The organism is Pseudomonas sp. PSKL.D1, from assembly GCF_028898945.1.
GTDB lineage: Bacteria > Pseudomonadota > Gammaproteobacteria > Pseudomonadales > Pseudomonadaceae > Aquipseudomonas.
Window position 1 is genome coordinate 2,266,888 of sequence record NZ_CP118607.1, and the last position, 14,371, is coordinate 2,281,258.

The 14,371-nt window shown below is 64.1% G+C and carries 12 protein-coding genes; 11 read left to right on the forward strand and 1 reads right to left on the reverse strand.

The window, feature by feature from the left end; all coding sequences use genetic code 11:
- The first annotated feature begins 20 nt into the window (after positions 1–20).
- The 6 genes from PVV54_RS10175 to PVV54_RS10200 all read left to right on the forward strand — a co-directional run bounded on the left by PVV54_RS10175 (position 21) and on the right by PVV54_RS10200 (position 8,177).
- Positions 21–1,685 (forward strand): hydantoinase B/oxoprolinase family protein, encoded by a 1,665-nt coding sequence (locus PVV54_RS10175; RefSeq protein WP_274909797.1) that lies wholly within the window; start codon positions 21–23, stop codon positions 1,683–1,685.
- A gap of 3 nt (positions 1,686–1,688) precedes the next feature.
- Positions 1,689–2,891, forward strand: coding sequence for a pyridoxal phosphate-dependent aminotransferase (locus PVV54_RS10180; protein WP_274909798.1), 1,203 nt, complete (start codon positions 1,689–1,691; stop codon positions 2,889–2,891).
- A gap of 27 nt (positions 2,892–2,918) precedes the next feature.
- The gene (locus tag PVV54_RS10185) at positions 2,919–3,731 is read left to right on the forward strand and encodes an NAD-dependent epimerase/dehydratase family protein (RefSeq protein WP_274909799.1); all 813 of its coding nucleotides are present in this window, start codon (positions 2,919–2,921) and stop codon (positions 3,729–3,731) included.
- 26 nt (positions 3,732–3,757) lie between these two features.
- Positions 3,758–4,954 carry an NAD(P)/FAD-dependent oxidoreductase gene (locus PVV54_RS10190; protein WP_274909800.1) on the forward strand — a complete coding sequence of 399 codons (1,197 nt, stop codon included), beginning with the start codon at positions 3,758–3,760 and terminating at the stop codon, positions 4,952–4,954.
- Between the two features lie 25 nt (positions 4,955–4,979).
- Positions 4,980–6,665: a thiamine pyrophosphate-binding protein gene (locus tag PVV54_RS10195; protein WP_274909801.1), complete on the forward strand. Its 1,686-nt coding sequence runs from the start codon at positions 4,980–4,982 to the stop codon at positions 6,663–6,665.
- Between the two features lie 63 nt (positions 6,666–6,728).
- Complete coding sequence (locus PVV54_RS10200) at positions 6,729–8,177, forward strand: NAD-dependent succinate-semialdehyde dehydrogenase (protein WP_274909802.1); 1,449 nt, start codon at positions 6,729–6,731, stop codon at positions 8,175–8,177.
- 141 nt (positions 8,178–8,318) lie between these two features.
- Here the strand turns inward: PVV54_RS10200 and PVV54_RS10205 are convergent, their stop codons facing one another.
- On the reverse strand, positions 8,319–9,044 hold the full coding sequence (locus PVV54_RS10205) for a FadR/GntR family transcriptional regulator (RefSeq protein WP_274909803.1): 726 nt from the start codon (positions 9,042–9,044) through the stop codon (positions 8,319–8,321).
- 331 nt (positions 9,045–9,375) lie between these two features.
- On the opposite strand from PVV54_RS10205, the gene PVV54_RS10210 reads away from it, so the two are divergent.
- From PVV54_RS10210 to PVV54_RS10230, 5 genes are all read left to right on the forward strand, one after another.
- Complete coding sequence (locus tag PVV54_RS10210; protein WP_274909804.1) at positions 9,376–10,524, forward strand: branched-chain amino acid ABC transporter substrate-binding protein; 1,149 nt, start codon at positions 9,376–9,378, stop codon at positions 10,522–10,524.
- A gap of 132 nt (positions 10,525–10,656) precedes the next feature.
- The gene (locus PVV54_RS10215; RefSeq protein ID WP_274909805.1) at positions 10,657–11,595 is read left to right on the forward strand and encodes a branched-chain amino acid ABC transporter permease; all 939 of its coding nucleotides are present in this window, start codon (positions 10,657–10,659) and stop codon (positions 11,593–11,595) included.
- A 10-nt stretch (positions 11,596–11,605) separates the two neighbouring features.
- A complete protein-coding gene (locus PVV54_RS10220) occupies positions 11,606–12,853 on the forward strand; it encodes an ABC transporter permease subunit (protein ID WP_274909806.1) in 1,248 nt (415 codons plus the stop codon).
- Positions 12,850–13,623, forward strand: coding sequence for an ABC transporter ATP-binding protein (locus PVV54_RS10225; protein ID WP_105948506.1), 774 nt, complete (start codon positions 12,850–12,852; stop codon positions 13,621–13,623). Before PVV54_RS10220 ends, PVV54_RS10225 begins: the two co-directional genes overlap by 4 nt.
- 5 nt (positions 13,624–13,628) lie before the next feature.
- Positions 13,629–14,336: an ABC transporter ATP-binding protein gene (locus PVV54_RS10230; protein ID WP_274910418.1), complete on the forward strand. Its 708-nt coding sequence runs from the start codon at positions 13,629–13,631 to the stop codon at positions 14,334–14,336.
- The last annotated feature ends 35 nt before the right edge of the window (positions 14,337–14,371 follow it).

Sequence of the window (14,371 nt, forward strand, 5' to 3'; positions counted from 1 at the left end):
CTGATCCGGAAGACCTGAACATGAGCGATACCCTGATCGATATTCAAATGCAGGTGATGTGGAACCGCCTGGTCTCGGTGGTCGAGGAGCAGGCCCTGACCCTGATCCGCACCGCATTTTCCACCAGCGTGCGCGAGGCTGGCGACCTTTCCGCCGGGGTGTTCGACCGCGCCGGCAACATGCTGGCCCAGGCGGTGACCGGCACCCCTGGCCACGTCAACACCATGGCCGAAGCGGTGGTGCATTTCATCAATGACATTGGCGAAGACAACATCTTCGAAGGTGATGTGTACGTGACCAACGACCCGTGGAAGGGCACCGGCCACCTGCACGACATCACCATCGTGTCGCCGTCGTTTTACAAGGGCAAACTGATCGGCTACTTCGCCAGTACCGCCCACGTGGTCGACATCGGCGGCCGCGGCTTTGGCCCGGACGCACGCGAGGTGTACGAGGAAGGCTTGTTCATCCCGATCATGAAGCTGTTCGAGCGCGGCAAGGTCAACCGCGACCTGATCAACATCCTGCGCAACAACGTGCGCGAGAATGATCGGGTGGTGGGCGATTTCTATGCCCTGTCGGCCTGTAACGAAACCGGCCATAAACGCCTGCTCGACATGCTTGAAGAGTTCAAGCTCGATGACCTCGATCACATCGGCGGGTTCATCCTGGAGCACAGCCGCCGGGCCACGCTGGAGTGCTTCAAGTCGCTGCCTTATGGCACCTACAGCAACAGCATGACCCTGGACGGCTATGACGTGCCGGTTACCCTGGCGGTGACCCTTACGGTCGGCCCGGATGGGATCAAGAGCGACTTTACCGGCACCTCGGGCATGAGCCAGTTCGGCATCAACGTGCCGCTGGGCTATGCCAAAGCGTATGCCTGCTATGGCCTCAAATGTATCGTCGCGCCGGAAATCCCCAACAACACCGCGTCGCTGGCGCCCTTCGAGGTCACTGCGCCCGAAGGCTGCATCCTCAACGCCAAGCACCCGGCACCGGTGTCGGTACGCCATGTGCTCGGCCACTTCGTACCCGACCTGGTGCTGGGGGCGCTGCACAAATGCCTGCCCGGCAAAGTGCCTGCCGAAGGTGCCAGCGCCTTGTGGAACCTGCACCTGAGCGTGCGCCCGCTGGAGAGCAACCCGAACGGTCGCAACGCCGAAATGCTGATGTTCAACAGCGGCGGCATGGGCGCGCGCTCGGCCATGGATGGCCTTAGCGCTACGGCGTTCCCCAGCGGCGTGCACACCATGCCGGTGGAAGCCACCGAACATGCCGGCCCGGTCGTGGTGTGGCGCAAGGAGTTGCGCGAAGGGTCCGGTGGTGCCGGCCAGTTGCGCGGCGGCCTGGGCCAGGAAATCGAAGTGTCGGCGGCTGAAGGCTACAGCTTCCGCTTCAGCGCCATGTTCGACCGCATTCAGCACGCCGCACGCGGCCTGGAAGGTGGCAAGGCAGGCAGCGAAGGCTACGTGGGCCTGGACGACGGCACCTTGTTGCGCGGTAAAGGCCAGCAGTTCGTGCCGGCGGATCGCCGCCTGGTGCTGCGCCTGCCCGGCGGCGGTGGTTATGGCGACCCCCGTCAGCGCGACCGCCAACAGGTCGAACGTGACGTGCGCGCCGGTTACATCAGTGCCGAGCAGGCACGCAGCGACTACGGCTTCGATGCCGCACAGGAGCGTTAAGCCATGCAGATCCAGAGCAGCCGCGTGCGCGCGGTGAAAAGTTCGCCCAGCATGGCCGTGTCGGTGCTGGCCAAGCAGATGCTCGCCAAGGGCGAGCCGGTGATCAACCTGAGCCTCGGCGAGCCGGACTATAACGTCCCGGCTCACATCATCGAGGCGGCCCACCAGGCCATGCTGGCGGGCAACAACCACTACACCAGCCCCAACGGCCTGGAAGTGCTGCGCCAGGCAATCGTCGACAAGTTCGCCCGGGAAAACGACCTGGTCTACGGCCTGGACGAAATCTGCGTGGGCAATGGCGCCAAGCAGTTGCTGTTCAATGCCTTTCTGGCCACGTTGGAGCCGGGTGATGAAGTGATCACTCCCGCACCGTACTGGGTGTCCTACACCGACATGGCCCTGCTCAATGGCGGTGTGCCCAAGGTGATCCCGTGCGGCGCCGAACAAGGCTTCAAGCTGTTGCCCGAGCAACTGGAAGCGGCCATCACCCCGCGTACCCGCTGGGTGATGCTCAACTCGCCGAACAACCCCAGCGGTGCCATCTTCACCCGTGAAGAGTTCGCTGCCCTGGGCGAGGTGCTGGATCGGCACCCCCACGTGTTGATCATTTCCGATGAAATCTACGAACACATCGTGCTGGGCGAGCAGCCGTTCGTGTCCTTCGTCACCGCCTGCCCGCAGTTGCGTGACCGTACGTTGCTGATCAACGGCGTGTCCAAGGCGTATGCCATGACCGGCTATCGCCTGGGCTATGCCGCCGGTTCCAAGGCCTTGATCGATGCCATGAACAAGACCCAGTCGCAAACCACCACCTGCCCGTCGAGCATTTCCCAGTTGGCAGCGGTGGCGGCATTGAACGGCCCGCAGGCGTTTGTGCAGCAGGCCAATCGCGAGTACCAGGCGCGTGGTGCGCTGGTAGTGCGCGGCCTGGCCGAGATTCCGGGGCTGACGCTGGAGATGCCGCAAGGCGCGTTTTATGCCTTCCCCAATGTGGCGGCCTTCATTGGCAAGCGCGCTCCGGATGGCCAGGTGATCGACAACGACGCAGCCCTGTCTGCCTACCTGCTGCGGGTCGGCAAGGTGGCCACGGTGCCGGGCTCTGCATTTGGCGTGGAGCCCTACATTCGCCTGTCGTTCGCCACGTCGCGACAGGAACTGGAACAAGCCCTGGGCCAGCTGCGCGACGCGTTCGCGGCGCTGGTCTGAGCAAACGACTGCATTCGAGGTAACCCGATGAGCAAACCTTTCAAACGCCTGCTGATCACCGGCGCTGCCGGACGCCTGGGCAGCGTGTTGCGCAAGCACCTGGCCGACTTTGCCGATGAGCTGCGCCTGACCGACATCGCCGACCTGGGCCAGGCCGCGCCCCATGAGCACCTGGTGCGTTGCGACCTGGCCAACTTCAACGACGTGCTGGCGCTGGCCGAAGGCGTCGACGCCATTGTGCATGCCGGTGGCGTGCCGGTGGAGGACACTTTCGACAAGATCCTCAATGGCAACATCGTTGGCACCTACAACATCTACGAAGCGGCCCGGCGCCATGGCGTGAAGCGGGTGGTGTACACCAGCTCCAACCACGCCATCGGCTTTTACGACCGCACCGAAACCATTGATGCCACCGCCGCGCACCGCCCCGACAGCCTGTACGGCGTGAGCAAATGCTTTGCCGAGGACCTGGGCCGCTATTACTGGGACAAGTTCGGCATCGAGTCGGTCAACCTGCGCATTGGCTCGTCGTTCCCCGAGCCGCTGGACCGGCGCATGCTCGCCACCTGGCTGTCATTCGACGACTTCGCCCAGCTCACCGAGCGCTCCCTGCTGGCGCCGCGCGTGGGGCACATGATCGTCTACGGCATGTCGGCCAACCGCGAAAGCCTGTGGGACAACCGGCTGGCATCGTCCATCGGTTATGCGCCCAAGGACAGTGCCGACGATTACCGCGAAAAGGTACTGCGTGAGCACCCGCCACTGGACCCTAACGAGCCTGCGGCGCGTTACCACGGCGGCAACTTCGCGGGTGCCGGGCACTTTGAAGACCCGAAATAACGGCCACATCTGAAGAGAGCATTTCCATGGCTTCCAGTGCAAAACAACAGAACTACGATGTGGTAATTGTCGGCGGCGCCGTCAATGGCAGCGCCACCGCCTACTTCCTGGCCAACAACCCGGACTTCAACGGCTCGGTGCTGGTCATCGAGCGTGACTGGACTTACAACAAGTCCGCCACCGCGCTGTCCAGCAGCTCGATCCGCCAGCAGTTCTCCAACCCCATCAACATCGAAATCTCCAAGTTCGGCGCCGAGTTCGTGCGCTACTTCCCGGATGTGATGGAAGTGGATGGCGACCGCCCGGACCTGGCCTTCCACGAAAACGGCTACCTGTTCCTCGGCGATGACAAAGGCTATGAGGTGCTGCGCCGGCTGCACGACACCCAGGTGTCCCACGGCGCCGATGTGCACTTGCTCGACCCCGAGCAGCTGCAGCGCAAGTTCCCTTGGGTGAACATCGACAGCCTGGCCGGTGCCAGCTACGGGCGTAGCGGTGAGGGCTGGTTCGACAGCCTCGGCATGCTCAACGGCTTCCGCCGCAAGGCCCGCTCGATGGGCATCGAGTACATCGAGAACGAAGTGGTCGGCATCCAGCGCGAAGGCGACCGCATCACCGGCGTGCAACTGGCCAGTGGCGAGCGCATCGGTTGCGGGCTGCTGGTGAACTGTGCAGGCACCCGAGGCACCAAGGTTGCGCGCATGGCCGGGCTGGATATCCCGGTCGAGCCGCGCCGGCGCTCACTGTTCGTGTTCGACTGCCGCACGCCGCTGGAAGGCACCGTGCCGCTGACCATCGACCCGACCGGCGTGTTCTTCCGCCCCGAAGGCAAGTTCTACCTGGGCGGCACCTACCCGAAAAACGACCCGGAAGTGGACTTCGAAGACTTCGACGTGCTGCACGATGAGTTCGATGAAGAGGTGTGGCCGATCCTGGCCGAGCGCGTGCCGGCGTTCGAGGGCATCAAGGTGGTCAACTTCTGGGCCGGGCACTACGACTTCTGCGTGCTCGACCACAACGCCATCGTCGGGCCGCACAACGAGGTGGGCAATTTCCTGTTCTGCAACGGGTTCAGCGGCCACGGCCTGCAACAGGCGCCGGCCATCGGGCGCGGCCTGTCCGAACTGATTACCTACGGTGGCTATCGCTCGCTTGACCTGGGCGCGCTGTCTTACCAGCGGGTCATCGACAACAAGCCGTTCCTGGAAGATTCGGTCATCTAAGCCCACGGCCTGAAGGAGAACAACAATGAGTAACGCGCAAGTCAAGCGCAGCGGCGGCCAGGTGCTGGTGGATGCCCTGCGGGTCAACGGCGTTGAACGCGCCTTTTGCGTACCGGGCGAAAGCTACCTGGCGGTGCTCGATGCGCTGCACGATGTGCAGGATGAGATCGACCTGATTGTCTGCCGCCAGGAAGGCGGTGCGGCCTACATGGCCGAAGCTTACGGCAAGCTCACCGGCAAGCCGGGCATTTGCATGGTCACGCGTGGCCCCGGTGCCACCAATGCATCGGTGGGCGTACACACGGCGTTCCAGGATTCCACGCCGATGATCCTGTTCATCGGCCAGGTCGCCCGCGACCAGATCGAGCGGGAGGCTTTCCAGGAGGTGGACTACCGCCGCATGTTCGGGCAGATGGCCAAGTGGGTGGTGCAGATCGACGATGCAGCGCGCATCCCCGAGCTGGTCAACCAGGCATTCCAGCGCGCCATCAGCGGCCGGCCAGGCCCGGTGGTGGTGGCGCTGCCGGAAGACATGCTCACGGACCTGGTCGAGGTTGCCGACGCCCGCCCGGCGCAACGCGTAGAGGCAGCGCCGGCGCCTGAAGCACTGGGAGAACTGCAGCAACTGCTGAGCAAGGCTGCCAAGCCGTTGGTGATTGCCGGTGGCGGCGGCTGGAACGATGCGGCAGTGGCCGACCTCAAGCGTTTCGTGCAGGCACAGAACCTGCCGCTGGCGGCCTCGTTCCGCTGCCAGGACCTGTTCGACAACACCGACCCGCACTACGCCGGTGACCTCGGCCTGGCCGCAGGCCCGGTGCTGGTGGATGCGGTGAAGCAGGCCGACCTGCTGATCGTGATCGGCGCCCGCCTGGGCGAGATGACCACCGGCGGTTACGCGTTGGTCGATATCCCTACGCCTAAACAGGCCTTGGTGCATGTGCACGCCAGCGCCGAGGAAATCGGCCGCGTCTACCAGCCGACCCTGGGCATCAATGCCGGGCCGGCCAGCTTCCTGCGCCAGGCGGCGGCGCTGCCAGCGGTGCGCCCGCAGGCATTCGCCGACTGGACCGGCAGCCTGAACAGCGGCTATCGCGGCAACTTCGAAACTCCGCGCTCGCCCGGTGATGTGCAGATGAGCGAAGTGATCGCCTGGCTGAACACTACCCTGCCGGCTGACAGCATCCTCACCTGCGGCGCCGGCAACTACACCGGCTGGGTGCACCGTGGTTATCAGCACCGGGTATTCCGCACGCTGCTGGGGCCTACCAACGGCTCCATGGGCTATGGCGTGCCGGCGGCGGTGGCGGCCAAGCTCACCTACCCGCAGCGCACCGTGGTGGCCTTTGCCGGTGACGGTTGCTTCCTGATGAATGGCCAGGAGCTGGCCACGGCGGCGCACTACGATGCCCGGCTGATCACCATCGTGGTCAACAACGGCATGTACGGCACCATCCGTATGCACCAGGAGCGCAGCTACCCCGGCCGCGTTTCCGGCACCGAGCTGCACAACCCGGACTTCGCCGCCCTGGCGCGGGCCTACGGGCTGCACGGTGAAACCGTCACCCGGACCGAGGACTTCGCAGCCGCGTTCGAGCGCTGCCAGGCCTCGGGCAAGCCTGCGCTGATCGAAGTGCAGGTCGACCCCGAAGCCCTGACCCCACGCATGACCCTCAGCCAGATCCGCGACAAGGCCTTGCAGGCCCAGCGCTGATTCACCTCAGGTGGGGCGCGGTCCGGCCCCACCTTTTTTCTTTTTTCGAACGAGCCAATCGACATGAATCTTGCCGATCACGATCTGCTGCGCGAGTGTTGCTACATCGATGGACAATGGCTGGCGGCGGACAGCGGCCAGCGCATTGCCGTGACCAACCCGGCCAATGGCCAGGTGCTGGGCCATGTACCGCGCATGGGCGCCGACGAAACCCGCCGGGCCATTGTGGCCGCCGAGCGCGCCTTGCCGGCCTGGCGGGCACTGACCGCCAAGGAGCGGGCGGCGCGGTTGCAGGCCTGGTTCCGCGAGATCCTGGCGCACCAGGAAGACCTCGCCCGCATCATGACCGCCGAGCAGGGCAAGCCGCTGGCCGAGGCGCGCGGCGAAATCGCGTTCGCGGCGGCCTACGTGGAGTTTTATGCCGAGGAGGGCAAGCGCCTGTATGGCGATGTCATTCCCTCGCCCAGTGCCGACCGCCGCTTGCTGGTCACCAAAGAGCCGATTGGCGTGTGTGCCGCCATCACGCCGTGGAACTTCCCGGCCGCCATGATTACCCGCAAGGCCGCCCCGGCGTTGGCCGCCGGTTGCACATTGGTGCTCAAGCCCGCGTCGCAGACCCCGTTCAGCGCCTTGGCGTTATGCGTGCTGGCGGAGCGCGCCGGCATCCCGCCCGGTGTGCTGAGCGTGGTCACCGGGGACTCGGCGGCCATTGGCGGCGAGCTGACGGCCAGCCCGGTGGTGCGCAAGCTGTCGTTCACCGGCTCCACGCCAATCGGCATCCAGTTGCTGCAGCAGTCGGCGGCAACCGTGAAAAAGGTCACCCTGGAACTGGGCGGCAACGCGCCGTTTATCGTGTTCGACGACGCTGACCTGGAAAAGGCGGTGGAAGGTGCGCTGATCGCCAAGTTCCGCAACAGCGGGCAGACCTGCGTGTGTGCCAACCGTTTCTACATTCAGGACGGCATTTACGAGCGTTTCATTGCGCGCTTTGCCGAACGGGTGGGGGAGTTGATCGTGGGGCTGGGTGATGAGCCAGCGACCCAAGTTGGGCCAATGATCGACGGGCGTGCCGCCAGCGGTGTGGAACGGCTGGTGGGCGAGGCGGTGGAGGCCGGGGCCAGGGTGGTGGCGGGTGGGCGCAGGCATGCGCTGGGCGAGGCGTTTTTCGAGCCGACCTTGCTGGCGGACGTGACGCCGGACATGCGCGTGGCACGTGAGGAAATCTTCGGGCCGGTGGCGCCGATCTTCCGCTTTGCGAGCGAAGAGGAAGTCATTGCCCAGGCCAATGCCACCGAGTTCGGTTTGGCGTGCTACCTGTATGCGCGGGATGTGGGGCGTATCTGGCGGGTGTCCGAAGCGTTGGAGTACGGCATGGTCGGGGTCAACGTCGGCGTGGTGGCCACGGAGGTGGCGCCGTTTGGCGGGGTTAAGGCTTCGGGCCTGGGCAGGGAAGGGGCGCGGTACGGGATCGAGGATTATCTGGAGATCAAGTACGTGTGCCTTGGGCTTTGAGTTGCCCCTGAAAAGCTTGTAGCGCTTGCGCCGGCCTCTTAGTGGCTAAAGCCGCTCCTACAGGAGCTTTACAGATTCCAACATCTGTACAAAACCTGTAGGAGCGGCTTTAGCCGCGAAGAGGCCCTGGCAGGCCACCGCTCAGCCCTTGCTGTCGAGCACCCGCTGATACCGCGACAGGCTTTCTTCCAGGTGCTTGCGCAGCGCCGTGCGCGCACTGGCCACATCGCCCATGCTGATCGCCGACAGGATCGCCCCGTGTTCACGGCCGATTTTCTTGATATGGGCCTGGCGGTTCTTGCCCGTCACCTGGCCATGCTTGAGGTTCAGGTCGAGGATGATGTCCGGCCCCAGCGCCTCCAGCAGTTGCGTGAAGTGCGGGTTGCTGGTGGCGCGGGCGATGGCCAGGTGGAACTCGAAGTCTGCCTTGGCTTCTTCTTCCTGGCTGGCGCCATCCAGCGAGTTGAAGCGGTCGAACGCCTCGGTGATGGCTGCCATGCTGGCCGGGCTGCGGCGCTCGGCGGCGCGGGCCACCGATTCGGTTTCGATGCCCAGGCGCAACTCAAGGATTTGCGCGGCGGCGCGCACGTCATCGACCACGCTGTCGATGGCAAAGCCGATGCGTTTGACGTCTTGCTCCACCACGAACACGCCCACACCCTGGCGCGCCACCAGGCGCCCACCCAGGCGCAACGATGCCACTGCCTCGCGGATTACCGGGCGGCTGACGTTGAATTCCTTGCACAGCTCCTGCTCGGACGGCAGCTTGTCGCCCGGGCCATAGGTGCCGTTGTCGATCCGGCTGGACAGCTCCTGGATCACGGTTTCCGCCAGGTTGGCGCGGCGCGTGCCTAACGACGCATTCATAAAAGTGTTGCTCCTGAAACTGATTGGCTCTTCACGGTGGTTTCCCGCCCGGTTGTGCGCAGCCCGTAAGCCCTAAACGGCGGGATCCGTGGCCAACCAGCGGTGATGTTGTTGCCATATGTTATCAAACATCTGACCAGTTGGCCGGGCGATCCTCGTTTCGAGTGGCGCTGGCCGTGTGTCGTTCACGGGTTTTTTTTACCGACAAGGCTAGCATACACCCATTGACAGTTGCCTGCTGACTGTTATCTTACAAGTGCGATGGCGTTCCGGCCAATTCGTATGCGGTAAGCGATGTCGAGGTTCGTCCAATTACTACTGGGAGCTGAGCATGAACAAGAAAAACGCAGGGCCTGCAGCCCTCGCGACCGCGGTAACCTTGCTGATGGCCATGGGGACGGCGCAGGCAGCAGACACTCAAGTGGTCAGGGTCGGTTTTGCCGGCCCGTTGACCGGGCCTTCGGCGCATCAGGGGCAGGATGTCGAGCACGGCATCCAGATCGCCGTGGAGGAGGCCAACCAGCAGCAACTGAAGATCGGCGACAAGGTGGCCGAGTTCAAGCTGGTGTCCGAAGACGACGTGGCCGACCCGCGCACCGGCACAGCCGTGGCGCAGCGCCTGGTGGACTCGAAAGTGGCGGTGGTGATCGGCCATTACAACTCCGGCACCAGCATTCCCGCCTCCAAGATCTACGCCGCCGCCGGCATCCCGCAGATCTCGCCTTCGGCCACCAACCCGACCCTTACCCGTCAGGGCATACCGTCGGTGTTCCGCGTGGTCAACGACGATGCCACTTTGGGGCGTTACGCCGGCACCTACCTGGTCAGCCAGCTTGAAGCCAAGCGCATCGCCATCTTCGATGACCGCACCGCTTACGGCCAAGGGCTGGCCGACGAGGTCACCAAGGCGGTCAAGGCAGCGGGTGGCAACGTGGTGGTGCGCGAGTACACCAACGACAAGTCCACCGACTTCAACGCCATCCTCACTACCGCCAAGGCGCAAAAAGCCGATGCCGTGTTCTTCGCTGCCCTGGACTACCAGGCCGCGCCCATGGCCAAGCAGATGAAAAACCTCGGCCTCAAAGCGCGCTTCATGAACATCGGCAACTTGCCCAACGACTCGTTCAAGCAGATGGCCGGCAGCGCCGCCGAAGGCACCTACGCCTGGAACTACGGCACTCCGTTGCTGGAAATGCCCAAGGGCGCGGCCTTCGAGCAGAAGCTCAAGGACAAGTTCGGCGTGGGCGTGGTGCAGTCGTCGCCCGCCGCCTACGACGCTACCTGGGCCGCGATCAACGCAATGGTCAAGGCCGGCTCCGCCGACCCCAAGGCCTACCTGCCCGTGCTCAAGCGCGAGAGCTATGACGGCGTGACCGGCACCATCGCCTTCGATGACCAGGGCAACCTCAAGAGCCCTGCAGCCACCGTGTTCCAGTTTGAAGGCGGCGGCTGGAAAACCCTGGCCGTGCAGCGCGACTAAGCGCCCGGCCCATAACAAGCGGGCCTAAGCCCGCGACATAACAAGAAGACTTTTTCCCACCTGCCAGGCCAGTTGGCGCACGGCGCTGCCGCGCTGTGCGCCGACGACAATGCAGTTTCGAGGATTCAGCTCGTGGACGGTAATTTCGATATCTTGTTGCAACAGGTGCTCAATGGCCTGGTGCTGGGCAGCATCTATGCGTTGGTAGCCCTGGGCTACACCATGGTCTACGGCATCATCGGCCTGATCAACTTTGCCCATGGCGAGGTGGTGATGGTGGGCGCGATGGTGACCATTTCGGTCCTGACCCTGTTGGCGGGCGCAGGCTTTGCCCCCGGCATCATCACTTTGTTGCTGGCGATCATGGCCGCCGTGGTGGTGTGCATGCTGCTGGCCCAGGGCATGGAAAAGTACGCCTACCGGCCGCTGCGCAAGGCGCCGCGGCTGACCCCCCTGATTCTGGCCATCGGCATCTCCATTGCCCTGCAGAACCTGGCGATGATGATTTGGGGCCGGGGTTACAAAACCTTCCCCGAAGTGGTCGAAACCCAGCCCGTGGACGTGTTCGGCGCCACCGTCACCAACGTGCAACTGTCGATCATGCTGATTGCCGTGGTGATCATGCTTGGCCTGTGGCTGCTGGTGGACAAGACCCGCCTGGGCAAGGCCATGCGCGCCACCGCACAAAACCAGGAAGTCGCCGGGCTGATGGGCATCAACATCAACCGGGTGATCAGCGCCACGTTCCTGATCGGCGCCAGCCTGGGGGCCATCGCCGGGGTCATGCGGGCGGTCAACTACGGCCAGGCCGATGCCTACATGGGTTTGCTGCTGGGCCTGAAGGCGTTCTCGGCGGCGGTGCTGGGCGGTATCGGCAACCTGTTCGGGGCCATGGCCGGCGGTTTGCTGCTGGGGCTGATCGAGTCGCTGGCGGCGGGCTACACCGGGCAGCTCACCGGCGGGTTTCTGGGGGCCAACTACCAGGACATCTTCGCCTTTGCCGTGCTGATTCTGGTGCTGTTGATCCGGCCTAACGGCCTGCTCGGTGAACGCCAGGCCGATCGGGCCTGAGGGGGCAGTCATGAAGCATTTCAACACCCAATACCTGTTGCTGATTCTCGGTTTCATTGCCTTGCCGTTTCTGGTCGAGGCCATCCCCATGCTCGGCCCCACCTGGGTGCGCATTCTCGGCTTTGCCATGCTTTACGTGTTGCTGGCCCTGGGCCTGAACATCGTGATCGGCTACGCCGGTTTGCTCGACATGGGTTACATCGGCTTCTACGCCATCGGTGCTTACCTGTATGCCTTGCTGGCTTCGCCCCACCTGAACATGGCGGGGCTGGCCAGCGGGGTGATGGACTGGCCATTGTGGGTGATCATCCCGCTGGCCGCCGTGGCGGCGGCGATCTGTGGCGTGCTGATCGGCGCCCCGGTGCTGAAGCTGCGCGGCGACTACCTGGCCATCGTGACCCTGGGCTTTGGCGAGATCATCCGCATTTTCATGAACAACCTGGACCAACCGGTGAACCTCACCAATGGCCCTCAGGGCATCAGCAACATCGCGCCGTTGCACATCGATGGCGGGGCATGGATGCATGCGCCGGGCGAAGGCGCGGCACCGTTGTTGTCGCTGCAGCAGGGCTGGAGCCTGTTCGGCCTGCACGTGTCGCCGGTCATCAGCTATTACCTGTTCTTCCTGGCCATCGTCATCCTGTGCATTGTCCTGTCCAAGCGCCTTGAAGTCTCACGCATCGGCCGCGCCTGGATGGCCCTGCGCGAAGACGAAGTGGCCGCCGAGGCCATGGGCCTGAACAAGCGCAACCTCAAGCTGCTGGCGTTTGCCATGGGCGCAACCTTTGGCGGGGTATCCGGGGTGCTGTTCTCCAGCTACCAAGGCTTTGTCAGCCCGGAGTCCTTCACCTTGATGGAATCGATCATGGTGCTGGCCATGGTGGTGCTGGGCGGCATGGGCTCGATTCGCGGCGTGGTGCTGGGGGCGTTGATCCTCTCGGTGATGCCGGAGCTGTTCCGCGACCTGGTCAACTGGATACAGCCATGGGTGATGGACAACGTCACCTTCATCAGCCGCGACATCCTGCGCAACGTGCTGGATGCCTCGACGCTGAGGATGCTGGTGTTTGGCCTGGCGTTGATCCTGGTCATGCGTTTTCGCCCCGAGGGCCTGTGGCCGTCCGACCGCCGCCGCGCCGAACTGCACGATGGTGACCCGCAGCCGCCTGCGCTGCCGGCCGCACTGGCCACGGCGGTGCATGCGCCCGCTACCGACGCATCCTTCGAACTCCCGGTGAAACAGGCGGACAAGGCATGAGCGATATCCTTCTTGAATTGCATCAGGTCAGCAAGTTTTTCGGTGGCCTGCAGGCCCTGCATGGCATCGACCTGAGCATTCGCCGCGGCGAGATCCGCGGCCTGCTGGGCCCCAACGGCGCCGGCAAGACCACGCTGTTCAACGTGCTGACCGGGCTCTACCGGGCCGAACAAGGGCGGGTGATGTTCGACGGCAAGCCGCTGCGCATCAGCAAGCCGCACAAGGTGGTGGAGGCGGGCATTTCGCGCACGTTCCAGAACATCCGCCTGTTCCACAACATGACAGCCCTGGAAAACGTGATGATCGGCCGCCACGTGCGTACCCGCAGCGGCGTGTTTGGCGCCATCTTGCGTACCCCGGCCTGCGTGCGCGAGGAGCGCGAAATCCGCCAGGCCGCCCGCTACTGGCTCAACTACGTGGGCATTGGCCACTTGGCGGGGGAGTTGGCCAAGAGCCTGTCCTACGGCGACCAGCGCCGCCTGGAAATCGCCCGGGCCCTGGCCACCGAACCCAAGCTGATCGCCCTGGACGAACCGGCCGCCGGCATGAACGCTTCGGAAACCGAAGGCCTGCGCCAGTTGATGTGCAAGATGCAGGCGGATGGCAAGACCGTGCTGCTGATCGAGCATGACGTGAAATTGGTGATGGGCCTGTGCGATCACATCACAGTGCTGGAGTTCGGCCGCAAGATCGCCGACGGCCTGCCGGCCGACGTGCGCAAGGACCCGCGGGTAATCGAGGCCTATCTGGGCGCGGAGGCAGTGGCATGAAAAGCATTCTGCAAGTGAACGACCTCAAGGTGTCCTACGGCGCCATCCAGGCCATCAAGGGCATCAACCTGACGGTGGGCGAGGGCGAAATGGTGGCGCTGATCGGTGCCAACGGCGCCGGCAAAACCACCACCCTGAAGACCCTCGCCGGGCTGCTGAAGCCCAGCGACGGCAGCATCACCTTCGACGGCAAGGCCCATGCGGCCATCAAAAGCCATGACCTGATCCGCGAAGGCCTGGCGCTGGTGCCGGAGGGGCGGGGCATCTTCCCCAAACTGACGGTGCACGAAAACCTCGAGATGGGCGCCTTCAGCCGCCGTGACGGCAGGGACGCCATCGGCGCCGACATCGAGCACATGTATGGCGTGTTCCCCCGCCTGAAGGAGCGTGCCTTCCAGCTGGCGGGCACCATGTCGGGCGGTGAACAGCAGATGCTGGCCATTTCGCGGGCGTTGATGGGCAGGCCCAAGTTGCTGTTGCTTGACGAGCCGTCCATGGGCCTGGCGCCGATCATTGTGCAGAAGATCTTCGAAACCATCGTCGAGGTGGTCAAGGGCGGAGTCACGCTGCTGCTGGTGGAGCAGAACGCCCGGCTGGCGTTGCAAACCTGCCAGCGCGCCTATGTGATCGATGGCGGGCGCATCAGCCTGGAAGGCTGTGCCAAAACCCTGCTGCACGACGATCAGGTCAAGAAGGCCTACCTCGGGGAGTGACGGCTGCATGACCCGCGCCTGATTTTTTATACCTT

Bases quoted from the DNA above. Each gene is read 5' to 3' on its own strand.
- PVV54_RS10175 (WP_274909797.1), top strand. From the start codon at position 21: ATGAGCGATACCCTGATCGATATTCAAATGCAGGTGATGTGGAACCGC.
- PVV54_RS10180 (WP_274909798.1), top strand. From the start codon at position 1,689: ATGCAGATCCAGAGCAGCCGCGTGCGCGCGGTGAAAAGTTCGCCCAGC.
- PVV54_RS10185 (WP_274909799.1), top strand. From the start codon at position 2,919: ATGAGCAAACCTTTCAAACGCCTGCTGATCACCGGCGCTGCCGGACGC.
- PVV54_RS10190 (WP_274909800.1), top strand. From the start codon at position 3,758: ATGGCTTCCAGTGCAAAACAACAGAACTACGATGTGGTAATTGTCGGC.
- PVV54_RS10195 (WP_274909801.1), top strand. From the start codon at position 4,980: ATGAGTAACGCGCAAGTCAAGCGCAGCGGCGGCCAGGTGCTGGTGGAT.
- PVV54_RS10200 (WP_274909802.1), top strand. From the start codon at position 6,729: ATGAATCTTGCCGATCACGATCTGCTGCGCGAGTGTTGCTACATCGAT.
- PVV54_RS10205 (WP_274909803.1), bottom strand. From the start codon at position 9,044: ATGAATGCGTCGTTAGGCACGCGCCGCGCCAACCTGGCGGAAACCGTG.
- PVV54_RS10210 (WP_274909804.1), top strand. From the start codon at position 9,376: ATGAACAAGAAAAACGCAGGGCCTGCAGCCCTCGCGACCGCGGTAACC.
- PVV54_RS10220 (WP_274909806.1), top strand. From the start codon at position 11,606: ATGAAGCATTTCAACACCCAATACCTGTTGCTGATTCTCGGTTTCATT.
- PVV54_RS10225 (WP_105948506.1), top strand. From the start codon at position 12,850: ATGAGCGATATCCTTCTTGAATTGCATCAGGTCAGCAAGTTTTTCGGT.